This window comes from Paenibacillus sp. FSL H3-0321, from assembly GCF_038002865.1.
Classification (GTDB): Bacteria; Bacillota; Bacilli; order Paenibacillales; family Paenibacillaceae; genus Paenibacillus_AQ.
This window is the reverse complement of record NZ_JBBODH010000001.1, coordinates 1,191,498-1,209,504: the sequence shown is the minus strand read 5'-3', so window position 1 is coordinate 1,209,504 and position 18,007 is coordinate 1,191,498. Positions and strand designations below refer to the sequence as shown.

Sequence of the window (18,007 nt, the reverse complement as noted above, 5' to 3'; positions counted from 1 at the left end):
GCGAATTCCCGCCCAATTCAGGATCATTCTATTAACCTCAGAGGGGAAAGAGGTAGTTAAGCCGAATAATATATCAAGCGAAAAAGTGCACAAAGAATTAACATCGCTGAGGTAGTTGAGATCGGAGAAACTGCATTAATTCACTAGGAGGTAGAGTATGGGACATCGGGCCAATCTCATGATTATTCGGGAAGGTAATTACTCTTTGTACTACAGCCATTGGTGCGCAATTACTCTTCCAAATGATTTGTTCTGGGGGCCGGAAGCGGCTGTGGCTTTTATTGAACAGCAGGAACCAGCAGAGGGTTGGCTGGACAATGCATGGGCGGAAGGCTGTGCATGTGTGGATTTGGATCACCGGCAATTATTGTGGTACGGCGGAGAAGACGAGCATTATGAGATTCCGCTGCGCCGGCATCTATTGAAGATGATGCAGCCCTTATGGCCGGGATGGACCATTGAATGGGCTTCTTCCGGGATATTGGACATGGCAGCTTATGTGGGTTATCCGGTGGAAGAACTCATCAGTGAAGTGAGTAGGACCATTACACCATTAGCGCTGGTGCCTGAATCCAGGGACGGCTGGGTCCGAACGGTGGCAAGCGTGGTTTATCTGGATGGGGAACTGCGGCTATACCCGGTACAATCGGAGCTGGAAGATTATCTATTGCAGGGGCCTTCGCTGGTAGAATTGCTTAATAAATCGGAAGGCAGCACAGAATTGGACTTAAACGAATGGCCGAAAGAGACACCGGATCAAGGCTTCCACCTGGATTTGCTGGCACGAACGATAGATATCTGGTATGCCCCGGATGCGGGGACTCTGTTGCAGCAGATTCGCACAGCTTGGCCGGGATGGACCGTTACCGATCAAAGAGATCAGTATGAGTCGCAGATCCGGCTGACAGAAGGGAAGCTGTGCTTTAAGATGGAGAATCCGCAAGAGTTGACGGAGCGGTTAACCTCTCATTTGCTGGGAAGTCACTCCAGTCCTGTAGATACCATTAAAGAGTTTGCCCGTTTAAAGGCAGAAGCTGGAGAAGAGATAGAGGTGAACCCGCATGCTCTGGTGGATGAGCCTCAGGACATTCCGCTAGATACGCGTGAGCAGCTGCTGCGGTATGCCGTTGCGAACATGGCTGGGTGATGTTGTGGATTTGAACCCAGACCTATCGCCCAGACCGTATTCCACAGGGGCGCAAAGTATGAGGTGCTTGCTTCGTGCAAGTGCCTTTTTTTGGTGCTTGTAAATCAAATCGGGATATGCTAATCTGTAAATGTAAAACATGTAACCGGTTACACACATGAGGGAGTGAGAGCAGTCCATGATTACAATTAAGGATGTCGCCAAAATTGCCGGCGTTTCGGTGGCCACGGTTTCACGGGTGATCAATGAATCAGGTTATGTCAACATCGATACCCGCAAAAAGGTAGAGGCGGCGATCCGGCAAAGCAATTATTCCCCCAATGAAGTGGCCCGGTCTTTATACAAACGCAAATCCAAGTTAATCGGTTTACTGCTGCCGGATATTACCAACCCTTTTTTTCCACAGTTGGCACGCGGTATCGAAGATTACATGCAAGAGAATGGGTACCGGATTATTTTTGGCAATAGTGACGAGAATGAGGAGAAAGAGCTGGATTATATCCGCACTTTTGTACAGAATAATGTTGTAGGTGTGATATCTTCAACGAATTTTCCCGACAGCGGGGCTTATCTGGAAATGAATATTCCGGTCGTCTTCCTGGACCGTACTTCCAATGACAGTCCTTCCGTTTACGCGGATGGCCGGAAGGGCGGACGTCTCGCCGCTCAGGAAATGGTCGCAAGAGGCAGCAGCCGGATTACCATTATCCAAGGACCGGCCCATGTCAAGCCGGCGCAGGACCGGTTTCAGGGCGCGGCCGAAGCGCTTGAAGAAATGGGGATCAGCTACAATGTGATCCGGACATCATCCTTTTCCTATACCGAAGCAGAGCAATGGGCGACCGAGCTGTTTGAACGGTTTTTGGATACAGACGGCGTGATCGCCAGTAATGATATTGTGGCCACAGCGGTTCTTCATGAAGCTCACCGGCTGGGCAAAACCGTACCGGAGGACGTTCAGATTATCGGCTTTGACGATATTCCGCTCAGCAGTCTGATGTCGCCATCTTTATCAACTATCCGCCAGCCTGCACGTGACATGGGCAGTGAGGCCGCCCGATTATTGATTCAGCTCATTGAGCAGGATCAGGTGGAAGATAAGATCATTCAGTTGCCGGTCAGCTTCATCGAGCGGGAAACTACCCGGAGCAGAATGGAAACCAGTAAGAAAGGGTGAAAGATATGGCTAAGATTTGTGTAATTGGAAGCTGTTCCATGGATTTGGTGGTAACCGCTTCCAAACGGCCTCAAGTTGGTGAAACGGTTCTAGGAGACCGCTTCACCACCGTTCCGGGAGGCAAGGGTGCGAACCAAGCGGTTGCCGCCGCACGGCTGGGTGCTGAGGTAACGATGATCGGCTGTATCGGGGACGATTTTTACGGCAAAGCGATCATGGACAATTTTAAAAGAAATGGCGTTATTACCACCAATGTGGAACCGGTTACACATGTAGAGAGCGGAACAGCCCACATCGTTTTAGCTGAGGGGGACAACAGCATTATCGTGGTCAAAGGTGCAAATGATCACGTCACACCTGCTCTGGTCGAACGGGCACTGGACGCCATCCGAAGCGCCGATATGGTCCTGGTGCAGCAGGAAATTCCGGAGGAAACGGTATCGTATGTTAGCAGCCTCTGCCAGAGAATCAATGTGCCCTTGCTGCTCAATCCAGCGCCTGCCCGCCCGCTTAGTGAAGCGGTGATCGAAAAGGCTGCCTATCTTACGCCGAATGAACACGAATGCTCCATTTTGTTCAGCGGGATGGATAAAGCAGAAGCTTTACGGAAGTTTCCGGGCAAGCTATTCATAACGGAGGGTAGCAGCGGCGTGCGGTATTACGATGGAGAGCGCGAGGTGCTGGTGCCCACTTATCAAGTGGAGGCTATAGATACAACTGGAGCTGGAGATACGTTCAACGCCGCATTTGCCGTGGCTCTGGCCGAAGGCAGCTCCATCCCGGACAGCGTGAAGTTCGCGAATCGTGCAGCGTCTTTATCCGTAACAAAATTCGGCGCTCAAGGCGGCATGCCCATGAGAGCTGAAGTCGAGGAGAGTCTTTAATTATGAAGAAACATGGAATATTGAACAGTCATATTTCCAAAATACTGGCCGACCTGGGCCATACCGACATGATTGTCATTGCAGATATCGGACTGCCGATTCCGGCGGGCGTTCTCAAGATTGACCTGGCCCTAAAACTGGGCGTCCCCGGCTTTCAAGAGGTCGTCGATGTCATTGCGGAGGATATGGTGATCGAAAAGGTGATTGTGGCCGAGGAACTGGCCGTGAATAATCAAGCAACCTCGCAATATGTGAATGATAAATTCAGGGGAACGCCGATAGAGGCGCTTACCCATGAGCAATTCAAGCAGTTGACCCAGAAGGCCAAGGTGATTGTTCGCACGGGAGAAGCGAAGCCTTACGCGAACTGCATCCTGCAAGCCGGCGTCTATTTTTGATATGGAGGAGGTTCGAGGGATATGCGCATTGCAATGAAAGACATTTATAAGTCCTTTGGCACCAACCCGGTTCTTGCGGGGGTAGATTTTGAGCTGCTGGATGGGGAGATTCATGCCCTGATGGGGGAGAATGGTGCCGGCAAATCCACGCTGATGAACATTCTGATTGGTCTTCATCAGCGGGATCAGGGAACGATTCACATTGATGGGCGGGAAACCTATTTTGCCAACCCCAGAGAAGCAGAGCGAAGCGGGATCGCCTTTATCCACCAGGAGCTGAATGTATGGCCGGATATGACGGTTCTGGAGAACCTGTTTATCGGGAAGGAAAAAATCTCTTCACTTGGGCTATTGAATATGAAAGAAATGAAAGCGTTAGCAAACGAACAGTTCCGCAAGCTCTCCGTGACGATTCCACTGAACCAGGAGGCTGGGGAATGTTCCGTCGGGGAGAAACAGATGATCGAGATTGCCAAGGCGCTCATGACCCATGCCAAGGTTATCGTGATGGACGAACCCACGGCTGCACTGACCGAACGGGAAATTCAGAAATTATTCGAAGTCATTGCCTCCCTCAAAAAAGAAGGCGTCTCCATCGTCTATATTTCGCACCGGATGGAGGAGATCTTTACGATATGCGACCGGATCACCGTCATGCGGGATGGGAAAACCATAGATACCCAAGCCATTCCAGACACGGATTTTGACGATGTGGTTCGGAAAATGGTCGGGCGCCAATTAACGGACCGTTTCCCTCAGCGCGTCTTCCAGCCCGGAGAAGTGGTGCTTGAAGTGAAGAATGCTTGCAAAACGGGAAAATTTAAAGACGTTAACTTCTCGGTGCGGGCCGGTGAAATTATTGGATTCTCCGGATTGATGGGATCGGGCCGGACGGAAATCATGAGAGCGTTGTTCGGACTGGATACACTGGACAGCGGTGAGGTGAAGATTCGGGGAAAGCAAGCGGCAATCCGCAATCCCCATGATGCGATGCAAGCGGGTATCGGCTTCGTTACGGAGGACCGGAAGGATGAGGGCTTGATTCTTGATTTTTCCATTCGGGACAATATGGCAATGACGAATTTATCCAGCTTCGCCCCCAAGGGTGTAATCATAGACAAGAAGGAAAAAGATTTCGCGGACCTGCTCATTCAGCGTCTTCAGATCAAGACGGAGTCTTCATCTACGCTGGCGCGTCAGCTCTCAGGAGGTAATCAGCAGAAAGTGGTCATCGCCAAATGGATTGGTATCGGCCTCAGCGTGCTGATTCTGGATGAACCCACACGCGGCGTCGACGTGGGAGCGAAGCGCGAAATCTATCAGCTCATGAACGAGTTAACTGAACGCGGCGTTGCGATCCTTATGGTCTCTTCTGAACTGCCAGAGATTCTGGGGATGAGTGACCGCATAATAGTGGTCCATGAAGGGGAGATCGGCGGAGAACTCTCTCGGCAGGAAGCGACGCAGGAAAGCATTATGACATTAGCCACAGGGGGGCAATAGAGATGACAACAATTACGGATGGCAAAGACAAGAAGAGTTTGCGGGTGGGGCAGATTACACAGAAGTTGGGTCCGCTGTTGGGTTTATTTATTCTTGTTCTCATCGTGTCCATGCTGAACCCAAGCTTTCTGGAGCCGCTTAATATTCTGAATTTGCTCCGGCAGGTTGCGATCAACGCGCTGATCGCCTTTGGCATGACCTTTGTCATTCTGACAGGCGGAATTGACTTATCGGTGGGTTCCGTTCTCGCGCTCTCCAGTGCCTTCATGGCCAACTTGCTGTTGGCGGGCTGGAATCCCATACTGGCGATTATCGGCGGCTGTGTATTGGGTGGAGTGATCGGGATGGTCAACGGCCTAATGATTACCAAGGGTAAAATGGCACCGTTCATCGCTACCTTGGCGACTATGACGATCTTCCGGGGATTAACCCTAGTCTATACGGATGGCAACCCGATTACGGGCCTTGGAGACAGCATGACGTTCCAATTGTTTGGCCGCGGGTACTTCTTGGGCATTCCCGTTCCCGCTGTGACGATGATTATCGTGTTCGCTCTGTTGTGGGTCGTACTGCACAAAACGCCGTTCGGCCGCAAGACTTATGCCATCGGCGGCAATGAGAAAGCTTCAATAATTTCCGGGATTAAGGTAGACCGCATCAAAATTATGATTTATTCACTGGTAGGTATGCTGTCGGCATTGGCCGGGGCCATTCTGACTTCCCGGTTGAATTCGGCCCAGCCAACGGCGGGAACCTCCTATGAGCTGGATGCTATCGCGGCCGTTGTACTGGGAGGCACCAGCTTGACCGGGGGCCGCGGACGTATTGTGGGTACCTTAATCGGTGCGCTCATTATCGGAATTCTGAACAACGGGCTTAATCTGCTGGGCGTTTCTTCTTTCTACCAAATGGTGGTCAAAGGGATTGTCATTGCGATAGCCGTACTGATTGACCGCAAGAAAGCCGCATAAAAGGGGGATTCTATTATGAAAAAAATCACTTTAGTCCTGACGTCCATACTGCTGCTGCTAATGACCGGCTGCTCCCTGGAGCCCCCGGAATGGGCCAAGCCCAATAATGAAGGCAACGGGCAAAATTTGAAAATCGGCTTATCTCTCTCAACCCTGAACAATCCCTTCTTTGTGGCCCTCAAAGACGGCGTGACGGCGGAGGCGAATAAGCAAGGGGTGGAGATCCTGGTTATCGACGCGCAGAATGACTCTGCCAAGCAGAACAATGATGTGGAAGATCTGATACAAAAAGGGGTAGACGCGTTATTGATCAACCCTGTGGATTCATCGGCAATCTCGACGGCGGTCCAGTCGGCGAACAGCCTGGATATCCCCGTCATTACATTAGACCGCTCGGCGGATAAAGGAGATGTCAAAGCGCTGGTTGCTTCGGACAACATCAAAGGCGGTTCCATGGCGGCCGAATATATCGTCCAGAAGCTGGGCAAAGGCGCGAAGGTCATCGAGCTGGAAGGATCGCCGGGCGCATCAGCCACCCGTGAACGGGGTAAGGGATTCCATGAAATCGCGGATACCCAGCTTGAGGTTATTGCAAAGCAAACCGCCGATTTCGACCGCACCAAAGGATTGACCGTCATGGAGAACCTGATCGAAGGAAATCCGGGCGTGCAGGCAGTCTTCGCACACAATGACGAAATGGCTCTTGGGGCGATTGAAGCGATCCAGAGCTCGGGTAAAAACATCCCCGTAATCGGGTTCGACGGCAACAAAGACGCGCTTGATTCCATCGAGGCGGGCAAACTGACCGGAACCATTGCCCAGCAGCCCGAATTAATCGGCCAGTTGGCCGTTCAAGCTGCAAAGGATGTGTTGGACGGGCAAACCGTGAAGCCGATGATTCCCGCACCGCTGAAGCTGATCGTGAAAGAGTAATAGAAGACAAGGCATATTCTGCTTCAACCCATGAAAAGCCCGCGTGATTCAGGAATTCCTGCATCACCGGGCTTTTTTTAGCCCTATATTATTCCATTGAAACAATATGCATATCAATCCAGTCATTTGAATTAGAACTCAATATACTTTTTGCTGCCTCATCAAATGTCAAATCAGCATCATTCGTGTAAATAACCCATTTACTCGACTTTTCAGCATTTGGCATTGTGCCGCTTAACTCAAGACTATATGTATACTCTTTTCCATTTGCATCTACATATTTAGTGGGGCTATTTTTTGCACAAGCTGACGAAGAGATAAGTAAAATTGCGAGAATCAATGCAACTGAAATGTTTTTTTTCATATTCATTACCTCCATAATAGAATTTACTTGGTTAATTATACCATAAAGGCAAAGGCAGCCCCGAAAATTGGACCTAACAATTCCAACAATACCGGTGGAGGTTAAGTATTGGGGAAAGGGTTAGAAAGGCAGGATATGTTATTAAAAAACAAAAGCTCCCACAGCATAATATATGATGCTGCGGGAGCTTTTGCAGTTATCCTATTTATTTTTTAGGATAAGGAGCTTTATGATTTGTTCTGTTTAAAAGATAATCAGTACTGGTCTGATGCAAATCAGCAAGTTTTATCAAAATAACTACAGGGATATTTACGTCACCTCGCTCGTAGTTACTGTAGATTCGTTGACTACAACCGAGATATGCTGCAACCTGTGCTTGTGATAAATCCTTGTCTTCACGAAGATCCCTGATTCTCTCATACATAATGACCACCTCAATTTCATCATACTTTAGCGATTAGGTCGCTATTGATTTTTAGCGATATAATCGCTAAGATTGTATTAGTATGGCGAAAGAGAAAGGGGCTTAACCATGAGTAACTTATTGGAAAACTTATTTTACGGTAATATACGTCCAGACGAGTCCATTCATCCCAATACTCCTGAATACCAACTGCTAAATCAGCAGATTTCAAAGACAATAGAAGCCTATCAAAAGAAACTCACAATGGAAGAATTCGATGCTTTGGAGGAATTAATAGATTTGCTGGGTCAAACTACATCCATTTATGCTGCTGCGTCATACACGCAAGGTTTCAGGTTGGGAGTCTTGATGATGCTTGAGGTGTTGGGTGGTGGGGATAGATCAAATTCTTCGTAAAAGAACAATTGAAACTGGCTCATGGAGGATAGGCGATGTTATAATAAACATAATTTTTCAGGAGGTGCTCCTTGTGACCCATTCCATACGTTTACGGTAATTGGAGGTGCAAGACTGGTGAACTCGCCCATTTTTCGAGACAAGGGAATGAGTTTATTTGTTATGCGCCTGTTTCAGTCTGCCTATGCTAAGGGAATGAGTTTATTTGAGTTTTCAATCAAAGGAGATGACCTTATGCAAAAACAATGGAAAAAAACATTCGCGCTTATTTTTAGCGGACAGATATTCTCTATACTTACGAGTTCGATGGTTCAATTCGCGGTGATCTGGCATTTGACGGAATCGACAGGGTCAGCCGCAGTTTTGATGATTGCCGGATTGGCTGCATTCTTGCCGCAAGCTGTCCTGGGTCCCTTCGTAGGGGTCTGGCTGGACCGCTGGAGCCGTAAATTAACGATGATTATTGCGGATAGCGCAATTGCGCTCTTCAGTCTGATCTTAGGGTTCTATTTCATTTTGGGGGAGCCGGGACTCGGCTTCGTCTATATCATTCTGAGCTTGCGTTCGGCGGCTTCGGCCTTTCATGCCCCGGCGTTCCAGGCGGCCGTTCCGTTGATTGCACCGGAAGAGGAGCTGACAAGAGTCGCGGGTTGGCAGCAGATGGTCTTCTCTTTCTCGAATGTAATGGGTCCAGCGCTTGGGATAGCAGTATATTCGGCGACTTCGCTTGGGGCGGTATTGCTCCTGGATGTGGCCGGGGCGCTGATTGCGAATCTAATGCTGTTCCTGGTGAAGATTCATCAGCCCAAAGCGCAGGCAACAGTTTCACCCTCCTTTATCCATGAATTCCGGTTGGGTTGGAGCGCACTCATTCAAGCAAAACCCATTGTGTTGATTACGGGGGCTACAGCAGTGTTCAGTATCGCGTTTATGCCGCTGGCGACACTATTTCCTTATATGACGTTGTCTCATTTTGGCCGTGGGGGCTATAGTGCCAGCTTGGTGGAAGCGGTGTTCAGCATCGGGATGATTTTGGGAGGATTGCTTCTGTCGGTGTTCTCATCCAAATGGAGTGATATTAGCTATATGAGCTTGGGTCTGCTGGTCATCGGCCTGACCTGTGTAATCAGCGGCCTGATTGGTCCGAATGCTTTTGTGATCTTTGCGGTTCTCTCGTTCTTCATGGGCAGTGCCGCACCCTTCTTCAATGGCCCCTTCATGGCGATGATTCAGCGTTCATTCGAGCCGGAGATGCTGGGCCGCGTCATTTCACTCGTGACCAGTATTATGATGCTGTCTTCACCGATTGGACTTCTGTTGGCAGGACCCGTGGTGGATGAATACGGCGTGCAACTATGGTTCCTCGGTTCAGGAATTGTCGTGATGCTGACCGCTCTGTTTATCTTCATTCAGTTTCGGCGGCTGGCGTTCCGGCAGCGCACTGAGACTGAATAGACGTTTAGCCGCGAACAGCGGAACGAAATCAAGAAATTCTTACGACTACAGCGGCCGGAAGATCAAACATTCTCCGCAGGTGTATGGTAAGAACAACGATGGAACAATTGCAGAAAAATGGTGGGGAGAGGGTACCTTGTTCTTGCGCAGTCTTGAAATTCTGAGGAAACATGAAATGGACCATAGCCGTTATCCGTTTTCCATTACAGCTCTAAAGAACCTCAGCACCATCGAATTCAAATCAAACGTTTCCTTCTTTGTGGGAGAAAACGGTTCGGGCAAATCAACCCTTCTGGAGGCCATGGCCTATCAATGCGGGTTTAATACTGCAGGAGGCAGCAAGAACAACCTCTACGAGGTGGATGCTTCCCACTCAGCTCTGGGAGATCATATTCGCCTATCATGGCTGCCCAAAGTTACAAACGGCTTTTTTCTTAGGGCAGAGACCTTTTATCACTTTGCCTCTCATCTGGATACTATGCCTCAGAGCTTGCAGTATTATGGTGGGCGCTCGTTGCACGAGCAATCCCATGGTGAGGCTTTTCTGGCACTCTTTAATCATCGTTTCGGCAAAAAGGCGATTTATTTACTCGACGAACCGGAGGCGGCTCTTTCGCCAGCACGGCAATTGGCCTTACTCCGTATTATTAAGGATCTGGAGCATGAAGCCCAGTTCATCATAGCTACACATTCGCCGATTCTTCTCGGTTATCCGGATGCCCAGATTCTGAATTTCGATGAAGACCCGGTTGGGGAAATTCGTTATGAAGAGACGATGCATTACATGATCACAAGACGGTTTCTCGAAAATAGAAAGAGTGTTCTGCGTGAGCTGTTCAGCGATTCGGATGAAAATGACTATAAGAATTGAACTTATAATTCTTCTATTTTGGGATTGGCCGTGACTCCAGAGAATATTTGGACTTCCGGCCGCTGTTAGGTTTGGATTTCCTGAATTTAACCGCGAATCGCGGTAGAAATCCAAACCTTGCCCATGCTTCCGAAGCGAGCTTTCCTGCGGAAAACTTTCAGGCGGACGCTATCGCTCCTCCAGTTCCAAAATTCCCCTCCGCCACTTTTCCCTACATGTAATTCTCATGTTCAATCTATATAGGGTTGCAACTTCCTTGAAAAAAAGTGATTATGGGCCGGTCCGAGAGGGGCGGCTTTTTTGGTTTATCCATCCCGAGGCCGAGCTTTAAATCATCTCACAGACCGTTAAGATCCAGCAGGTGCGGGATTATAATAAAGCAGCACTGAGGAAATACATATCAGGTTTATATTCAGTTTAAATAAGGGGCTTACCATCCTTATATATTCAGTTGTTTAGGAGGAATTGCAAATGAATCAATTAACGAAAACAGCACCACACCACGGCGATTGGGCCATTGAAGCGCAGGGGCTTGTCAAAGTCTTTGGAGACAACCGGGCGGTGGACGGCGTGGATCTGAAAGTGGGCACCGGTTCGATCTACGGTGTGCTGGGTCCGAATGGAGCGGGGAAGACCACAGCCATCCGAATGCTGGCGACCTTACTAAGACCGGATGCAGGTTCGGCGAGGATCTTCGGACATGATGTGGTAAAGGAACCGCAGATTGTGCGTCAGCTGATCGGGGTGACCGGCCAGTACGCTTCAGTCGATGAGTCGCTTAGTGCGACAGAGAATCTGGTGATATTCTCCCGCTTGCTCGGACTGGGACGTGCCGAGGCGCGTCATAAGGCAGCGGAGTTGCTGGAGGAATTCGGACTCACCGAAGCGGCGAAACGTCCGCTCAAAAATTTCTCCGGCGGTATGCGCCGGAGGCTGGATTTGGCCGCAAGTCTGATTGCGCAGCCACCGCTCATTTTCCTGGATGAACCCACGACTGGTTTGGACCCGCGTACGCGCAACCAAATGTGGGATACGATCCGGCGGCTGGTGAAGTCGGGTTCAACCGTGTTGCTAACCACGCAATACCTTGAAGAGGCTGATCAACTGGCCGACCGGATCGCGGTTATTGATCATGGCCGTGTGGTTGCCGAGGGCACCGTAGATGAACTGAAATCCTCTGTCGGAAGCTCGTCGCTGCATTTAAAGGTTCAGAATCCGCAAGATCTCACGAATGCCCGCCGGCTTGTGCAACAGGTGCTTCAGGTACCGTCCAGTCTTTCGGCGGAAGTGGCGAAAATCACTGCACCTATGGGCAACGCCGACCGGGTTACCGATCTGTTGATCGCGCTGCGCGAAGCAGGTATCCCGCTAGCCGAATTAAGTGTGCAGAAACCAACGCTGGATGAGGTATTTCTGACGCTCACGGGCCATGGTGTACAGGAGGACGCGGTTCAGGCGTCCGGCAAATCGAACAAAGTGGAGGAACAACAGTATGAGTACAATCATTAAACCGGGTGCCGAACGAAAGCTGAAAAATCATTCGAGCTTTAGCCAATCGGTACGGAATTCACTCACAATGGCCTATCGGGGGTTGCTGAAAATCAAGCGTACACCCGAGCAGTTGTTTGATGTCACGTTTCAGCCTATCATTTTCACGCTGATGTTTACTTATATCTTTGGCGGTGCGATCTCCGGAGATGTGCATAATTATTTGCCGGTCATCATCCCCGGCATTCTCGTACAGACCGTTATTACGACTTCCATAGTTACAGGCGTTCAGCTCAGGGAGGATATGGAAAAGGGAGTGTTTGACCGGTTCAAGTCACTGCCGATCTCGCGGATTGCCCCGCTCGCAGGAGCATTGCTTGCCGACACCGTCCGGTACACCATAGCGACAGTGCTTACTTTTGTCATGGGATATCTTCTGGGCTTTCGTCCCGAAGGCGGGATCGGGCATGTAGCAATCGCAGCGCTCCTCGTGATCGGATGTTCCTGGGCGATCAGCTGGATTTTCGCCTTCTTCGGCGTAATAGCACGCACGGCTTCCAGTGTGCAGGGGATATCCATGATTGTGCTGTTCCCGCTCACCTTTCTTTCCAATGCCTTTGTGCCGGTCAATACCATGCCGGACTGGCTCCAGTGGTTCGTGAATATTAACCCGATTTCGCATCTGGTGACAGCTGTCCGGGAGCTGGTCAACTCGGGGACGATGGGCACAGATCTTGTCTTCTCCCTCGTCGGAGCGGCTGTAATCGTAGCGATCTTCGCTCCCATCACCGTGCGTGCATATATGCGTCGTACGTAACTGTTTGGATTTCTACCGCAAATCGCGGTTAAATTCAGGAAATCCAAACCTAACAGCGGCCGGAAGTCCCAAATATTCTCTGTAGTCACGGCCAATCCCGAAATAGAAGAATTATAAGTTCAATCTATATAGTTGCCCGATACGGAACGGGTTCGTAACTTTCGTACCGGGCACGGCTTATAAGGCATGAGGATTATATTCCTGCAATTCCTCTACGCTGAACAAATGCCTCTGCAGCCCATGATAATAGTTCCCTTTCTCTGCCGTAAAACACAGCATGCAATAATCCGGATCAGTTGGCCCAAGCGGATAATATTGTTCGTCGCCTTCTTTCCAGAATTTCTGCTTCGTTTCATCATCAAGGAATACCTTCATATGCCCTGTAAGCATCAATCCGTGAAAGCCCTCGGCGTCGAGAAAGTAAATACAAGATTTGGAGTTGTGCATCCATTGGCTGGTGCGGATTGCAGACGTGTTTGTCGAGAACCAGAAGGTCTTTAAGCCTTCATGTTTGAGCTTGAACATATTTTTGGCGTTTGGAAATCCGTCACTGTCAATTGAACATGCAATGGCATCACGGCTATTTTCAATTAGTTTGATGATAGCGTCTTTAGTTTGCTGCTCCATTTCGGGTTCCTCCAATTCATCATTTCAAATTATCAACAATTCTGCTCAGCATTTTCCCCAATGCAGTAACTTCTGATTCTGTGAATCCCTGATAGAACAAAGTGTTCATTTGTTCAGATACGAGATCGTAAGCCTCACGGTATGCTTTGGCCTGTTCAGTAATCGTTATGAAAGTTTGCCTGCGGTTATGGTTGTCTGGAATTCGAACAATAAGCCCCCCTTCTTCCATTCTGTCAAGCATGCTGGTCAAAGAAGTATTTGCAAGCGAGGTAAGCCGGCCAATCTCGGAAATCGTAAGCCTCTCGTGTTCCCACAGCACATACAAAATCCTTCCTTGTGCGCCATTAAACGCATCCACACCGCTTTCTTTCAACATTTTTTCAAAAACTCTGCCTTGGAGCTGTTTGATCTGAGAGATCAAGAAACCACCTGATGTTTTCGTGTGGACCACCTTCCTCCTGCACAGGGTATTCCTATATAGGAATGTTATCTGCGCTTTTTATCACACTTGATCTTCATATTTTTCCATTTGATAATATGATAGAATACGTTCACTTGGAGGGATACATATTATGAATCTTCACATTGCCATTTGTGACGATCAGAGGACAGAGGCCTCAAGATTGGAAGAATTGCTAATGAAGCTGCTGATGAACCTGCAGGGGATAACTGGCACCATTGAGATCTTTGAGTCAGGTCAATCCCTGCTTACGGCCATGAGCTCTACTGCTTACGATATTGTTTATCTGGATATGGAGATGCCCGGGTATAACGGCATAGAAGTCGCAGAGAAGATCCGGCTAGAAGATGCCAGGGTGTTAATCATCTATGTCACCAGTCACACCAGTTATATGAGAAGAAGCTTTGAGGTTCATCCGTTCCGTTATTTGCTGAAACCCATTGATGAACATGAACTGCAGGCCGCGACAGTCAAGGCCGTCCAGCAATGCATGCAAAGAAGCAATGTGCTGTCATTCTCAATCCATCATATAGACTATAATTTAAAAGTAGATGACATTATGTACATCACGGTAGAACGGGGAAAAAAATTGGTCCTGTGTACTGAAAACGCTACTTATTCATATTACGGCAAATTGGGGGAGTTGGAGGGACGGCTCTGGCCGCATGATTTTTGTCGCGTACATACGGGATACCTTGTAAATTGGCTCTATGTCCGTTCTTTAAGTAAAGAGCTTATTCAATTGAAGAACGGAGTGGAACTTCCTGTCAGCCGCAGTAGAAGCTCTGATTCTTTACGGTCGTACCATGCCTTTATAGAAAAGAGGCTTCTTAGATAGATGTCTTTCATTCAGGAGAATAGTCCCTACTTTTTGCTCGGTGTGTTTATGCTCATCCTTATTTATGCCCCGCAGGGGTTTGCATTCTATATTTTTCTAAAGAAATTTCTAATTCTGAACAGGAGCAAGAAGTCATTCGTAGGCTGCCTTATTCTCGTTTATATGGTTAAATCACTTACCGCAGCCAGCTTGCAGCCGGTTGTTTCGGTTGTCCTTCACTTCCTAGTGTATAGTTTGATTACGACCGTTTATTTTCGCGGCAGTGTGCTGCAAAAGCTGTTCTTCAGCAGTTTCTATACGGTATTTACAGTTGTTATTGAAATGCTGGTGTGGTATGGGGTTCAGTATATCCCGCTCGATCCCGAGCGAATGGATAACGCCAATTTCCTATGGCTGTCTTTCAGTTTCATCGTTGTTATTTTGCTAAGCATCATGTTATGCCTGTTATTGTTGCGGCTATTCCAAGTTGACAGCACAACATTACTGTCGAATCAGGATTGGGCTGTGCTGAATCTTGTTTCGGCGGGCTCTTTGCTCATTATTATTGTGAATATAAGAGGGGATGGGTTCAAGCCTTCCAATATCCCGCTTGAATTTGTCATCATCCTGTTAGGTATTCTTGTCATTAACATTGCTGTAATGTTTATGTACCATAAGTTAATGAGACGGATGCAGGTAGAATTCCATAATCATGTGCTGGAGCAGCAAGTGACGGAATACACAGGTAAACTGAAGGAGAATCAAGAAGCAAAGCGCTTGCGCCATGATCTGAATCATGTTCTGCTCTTCATTCATTCTCTGCTGGAAGCAGGAGCTGTACAAGAAGCCAGAGCTTATGTTGCGGAGGTTGCTTTGAAGCATAGGCCGGGAGAAAGATTCATCTCTTCTGGAAACATTGCTATTGATGCGATCTATAACGAGAAGTTCGCCATAGCCGAACTGAACAAGGTTGCAATGCAATCTCATTTTCGCATTCCTCAGGACTTGTCGCTTGCAGGCAAAGAGGTGAATATTGCGATAATCCTTGGCAATGCCCTCGACAATGCGATTGAAGGGGTTCAGAGATTACCCCAGCCAGGGCCGTATTCAATTGAGCTGGAAGTGATTTTTAGCGACGGATTATTGGTGATTTCCCTGAAGAATCCCGCATCCCTGCTTACTGAGGACGGACATGGCTCCTTTTTATCCAGCAAGCGGAACTTAGGCAGCAAAGGGTTCGGAATCGAAAGTATTGAGTATGCCGTTCAGCAGCTTCAAGGAAGTGTCACTTTCAGATATGAGGATCAGCAGTTCATGATGCTGGCGGTATTGCCAGTGCACGGGTAGCTATCAAATGCCAATTACTCCATCAACCGGGCAAGTTACGGTCTCCTCCCGTTTCAGAGAAGCAGTCCATGATAAAGTGAGGCTGTTCTTTATTTTAAGGAGGTTATTCCGTTGACATTGTCATTGCTCATCAGTGCAGTCCTTCAGCTCATCTTATTCACCTCTATTCCCTATGTATACTGGTTCTTTACAGGCAGAAAGACATCTTCGTTTGTAAAGTGGATTGGCTGGAAGAAACCTCAAGTGGTTTCCAGAAGGCATTTCATCCTATGCTTCATCCTTACAGTGACTATATTCACCAGCTTGGGAATGCTTACTACAATCTATATGCTGGATAAGGATACTTTGGCCAGCTCTCAGTTTTACGGTACAGGTCTTAAGGGTCTGATTCCGGCGTTGATCTATTCATGGGTGCAGACGAGTTTGTCCGAAGAGATTCTGTTCCGCGGATTCATTGGCAAACGGCTAAGCTCGAAGTTCGGATTTGCAATTGGGAACAGTGCCCAGGCTCTATTGTTTGGTGCCGTACATGCTGTTATGTTATACAGTAGTGCCGGATTTTTTCATTCTGTAGTTGTAATGATTCTTGCAGGCTTTGTGGGCTGGAGCATCGGACTGTTGGACGAGAAGTTATCTGCCGGCTCGATTATACCAGGTTGGGTCCTGCATGGGCTGACTAACCTGATCTCCTCTATTGTTATGATGTATCAATGGATGTAGAGAAGTTTACAGATCTCCTGTGGGTTAAAACCAACCATAAATTGGAGGGGATTTGATGCACAAAAATGAAGCATTGCAGACATATCCATGCTCCGGGATCGAACATTTGAAGGTTCATGGCAGAACAACAGGCTGTCTGGACCCGGTAACCTTGTTCTGGACAGGAAGTGCAGTTGAATTCAACGTAAAGGCTTCGGAGCTCTGGATTGAAGTGGAGTCCGGATATGATCAGTACGAGCCTTGGATCAGTATACTCATCAACTCTGTACCTGTAAGCAGACAAATGTTAACCGCCGGAAGGTACTGGGTCTGTGTGTTCAGAGGGATGAATGAGAATGCTGTGAAGAATGTCCGGATTGTAAAAGATGTGCAGGCTATGAGCGGAGATCCGGGCTGCTACATGCAAATCCACGCCGTGAAGACGGATGGGGAATTCGTGCCTGTTGAAGCTAAGCCCTATAAATTTGAGTTTATTGGCGACAGCATTACTTCCGGGGAAGGCGTCGTCGGAGCCAAAAGTGAAGAAGACTGGATCCCGATGTGGTTCAGCGCAATACATAATTATACGGCAATGACGGCTGACGCTTTGAACGCAGAATATCGGGTTATTTCGCAAAGCGGGTGGGGAGTGCTTACTAGCTGGGATAATAATCCGCATGCCAATCTTCCTGATACCTACGAGCAGGTGTGCGGGCTGCTTGCCGGTGCGAAGAATACAGCGTTAGGGGCTTTTTCAGCAAACGATTTTGATTCTTGGCAGCCAGATGTGGTAGTGGTTAATCTCGGAACCAATGATGACGGTGCTTTTCATTCTCCGGGATGGCAAGATGAAGTTAGCGGGAAGATTCATAATCAACGGCTAAATGATGACGGGACTTATAATGAAGCGGATTTGGCGGCATTCGAGTTGGCTGTTGAGAAATTTCTTCTGAAGCTCAGAACTAATAATAAAACTGCACACATCATCTGGGCCTATGGAATGTTGGGCATCCCGATGATGCCGGCGATTCATCGTGGTGTAGACCGTTATGCCAAGAGAACAGGCGACAAGAAGGTTTCTGTATTTCAACTTCCGAATATGACGAATGAAACTATAGGTGCAAGAAGCCATCCGGGGGTTTTGGCCCATAAGCAAGCGGCACAAGAGCTGACCGGTTACATCCAAGGGATTTTAGCGATATAAGCTGAATTACAGACGATTTCCTATC

General features: G+C 48.4%; 20 protein-coding genes. 16 read left to right on the top strand and 4 right to left on the bottom strand.

What is annotated here, in order from left to right:
* The first annotated feature begins 157 nt into the window (after window positions 1-157).
* From MHI45_RS05270 to rbsB, 7 genes are all read left to right on the top strand, one after another.
* On the top strand, window positions 158-1,147 hold the full coding sequence (locus MHI45_RS05270; protein ID WP_076112474.1) for a hypothetical protein: 990 nt from the start codon (window positions 158-160) through the stop codon (window positions 1,145-1,147).
* A 178-nt stretch (window positions 1,148-1,325) separates the two neighbouring features.
* Window positions 1,326-2,324 (top strand): LacI family DNA-binding transcriptional regulator, encoded by a 999-nt coding sequence (locus MHI45_RS05265; protein ID WP_076112475.1) that lies wholly within the window; start codon window positions 1,326-1,328, stop codon window positions 2,322-2,324.
* A 5-nt stretch (window positions 2,325-2,329) separates the two neighbouring features.
* Window positions 2,330-3,208, top strand: coding sequence for a ribokinase (gene rbsK, locus MHI45_RS05260; RefSeq protein ID WP_076112476.1), 879 nt, complete (start codon window positions 2,330-2,332; stop codon window positions 3,206-3,208).
* A gap of 2 nt (window positions 3,209-3,210) precedes the next feature.
* Window positions 3,211-3,606 carry a D-ribose pyranase gene (gene rbsD / locus MHI45_RS05255; RefSeq protein ID WP_076112477.1) on the top strand — a complete coding sequence of 132 codons (396 nt, stop codon included), beginning with the start codon at window positions 3,211-3,213 and terminating at the stop codon, window positions 3,604-3,606.
* Between the two features lie 21 nt (window positions 3,607-3,627).
* On the top strand, window positions 3,628-5,109 hold the full coding sequence (locus MHI45_RS05250) for a sugar ABC transporter ATP-binding protein (protein WP_076112478.1): 1,482 nt from the start codon (window positions 3,628-3,630) through the stop codon (window positions 5,107-5,109).
* Between the two features lie 2 nt (window positions 5,110-5,111).
* Complete coding sequence (locus MHI45_RS05245; protein WP_076112479.1) at window positions 5,112-6,080, top strand: ABC transporter permease subunit; 969 nt, start codon at window positions 5,112-5,114, stop codon at window positions 6,078-6,080.
* 15 nt (window positions 6,081-6,095) lie between these two features.
* Window positions 6,096-7,013 carry a ribose ABC transporter substrate-binding protein RbsB gene (gene rbsB / locus MHI45_RS05240; protein ID WP_038593917.1) on the top strand — a complete coding sequence of 306 codons (918 nt, stop codon included), beginning with the start codon at window positions 6,096-6,098 and terminating at the stop codon, window positions 7,011-7,013.
* 88 nt (window positions 7,014-7,101) lie between these two features.
* Here rbsB and MHI45_RS05235 read toward each other — a convergent pair whose 3' ends face one another.
* Together MHI45_RS05235 and MHI45_RS05230 are read right to left on the bottom strand one after the other, a co-directional pair.
* Entirely contained in the window at window positions 7,102-7,377 is a 276-nt protein-coding gene (locus MHI45_RS05235) for a hypothetical protein (RefSeq protein ID WP_076112480.1), read from the bottom strand.
* A 205-nt stretch (window positions 7,378-7,582) separates the two neighbouring features.
* Window positions 7,583-7,801 (bottom strand): helix-turn-helix domain-containing protein, encoded by a 219-nt coding sequence (locus MHI45_RS05230; RefSeq protein ID WP_076112481.1) that lies wholly within the window; start codon window positions 7,799-7,801, stop codon window positions 7,583-7,585.
* Between the two features lie 108 nt (window positions 7,802-7,909).
* Here MHI45_RS05230 and MHI45_RS05225 point away from each other — a divergent pair, with 108 nt between their 5' ends.
* The 5 genes from MHI45_RS05225 (at window position 7,910) to MHI45_RS05205 (ending at window position 12,828) form a co-directional block, all read left to right on the top strand.
* A complete protein-coding gene (locus MHI45_RS05225; RefSeq protein ID WP_076112482.1) occupies window positions 7,910-8,197 on the top strand; it encodes a DUF6809 family protein in 288 nt (95 codons plus the stop codon).
* A 234-nt stretch (window positions 8,198-8,431) separates the two neighbouring features.
* Entirely contained in the window at window positions 8,432-9,652 is a 1,221-nt protein-coding gene (locus MHI45_RS05220; RefSeq protein WP_076112483.1) for an MFS transporter, read from the top strand.
* Window positions 9,653-9,788: 136 nt separating this feature from the next.
* Window positions 9,789-10,523, top strand: coding sequence for an AAA family ATPase (locus MHI45_RS05215; RefSeq protein ID WP_076112484.1), 735 nt, complete (start codon window positions 9,789-9,791; stop codon window positions 10,521-10,523).
* 471 nt (window positions 10,524-10,994) lie between these two features.
* Window positions 10,995-12,032, top strand: a complete 1,038-nt coding sequence (locus MHI45_RS05210; protein ID WP_038593905.1) for an ATP-binding cassette domain-containing protein — start codon at window positions 10,995-10,997, stop codon at window positions 12,030-12,032.
* Window positions 12,016-12,828 carry an ABC transporter permease gene (locus MHI45_RS05205; protein WP_038593902.1) on the top strand — a complete coding sequence of 271 codons (813 nt, stop codon included), beginning with the start codon at window positions 12,016-12,018 and terminating at the stop codon, window positions 12,826-12,828. The genes MHI45_RS05210 and MHI45_RS05205 overlap by 17 nt, the downstream gene beginning before the upstream one ends.
* A 177-nt stretch (window positions 12,829-13,005) precedes the next feature.
* Here MHI45_RS05205 and MHI45_RS05200 read toward each other — a convergent pair whose 3' ends face one another.
* The gene (locus MHI45_RS05200) at window positions 13,006-13,455 is read right to left on the bottom strand and encodes a pyridoxamine 5'-phosphate oxidase family protein (RefSeq protein WP_076114318.1); all 450 of its coding nucleotides are present in this window, start codon (window positions 13,453-13,455) and stop codon (window positions 13,006-13,008) included.
* Between the two features lie 19 nt (window positions 13,456-13,474).
* Complete coding sequence (locus MHI45_RS05195; RefSeq protein WP_076114319.1) at window positions 13,475-13,906, bottom strand: MarR family transcriptional regulator; 432 nt, start codon at window positions 13,904-13,906, stop codon at window positions 13,475-13,477.
* A 121-nt stretch (window positions 13,907-14,027) separates the two neighbouring features.
* Between MHI45_RS05195 and MHI45_RS05190 the strand changes: the two genes are divergently transcribed.
* The 4 genes from MHI45_RS05190 (at window position 14,028) to MHI45_RS05175 (ending at window position 17,982) form a co-directional block, all read left to right on the top strand.
* Window positions 14,028-14,753: a LytR/AlgR family response regulator transcription factor gene (locus MHI45_RS05190; protein WP_341118916.1), complete on the top strand. Its 726-nt coding sequence runs from the start codon at window positions 14,028-14,030 to the stop codon at window positions 14,751-14,753.
* Window positions 14,754-16,079: an ATP-binding protein gene (locus MHI45_RS05185; protein WP_076114321.1), complete on the top strand. Its 1,326-nt coding sequence runs from the start codon at window positions 14,754-14,756 to the stop codon at window positions 16,077-16,079.
* A gap of 111 nt (window positions 16,080-16,190) precedes the next feature.
* On the top strand, window positions 16,191-16,799 hold the full coding sequence (locus tag MHI45_RS05180) for a CPBP family intramembrane glutamic endopeptidase (protein ID WP_076114322.1): 609 nt from the start codon (window positions 16,191-16,193) through the stop codon (window positions 16,797-16,799).
* A gap of 55 nt (window positions 16,800-16,854) precedes the next feature.
* The gene (locus MHI45_RS05175; protein WP_341118915.1) at window positions 16,855-17,982 is read left to right on the top strand and encodes an SGNH/GDSL hydrolase family protein; all 1,128 of its coding nucleotides are present in this window, start codon (window positions 16,855-16,857) and stop codon (window positions 17,980-17,982) included.
* Window positions 17,983-18,007: the final 25 nt, after the last annotated feature.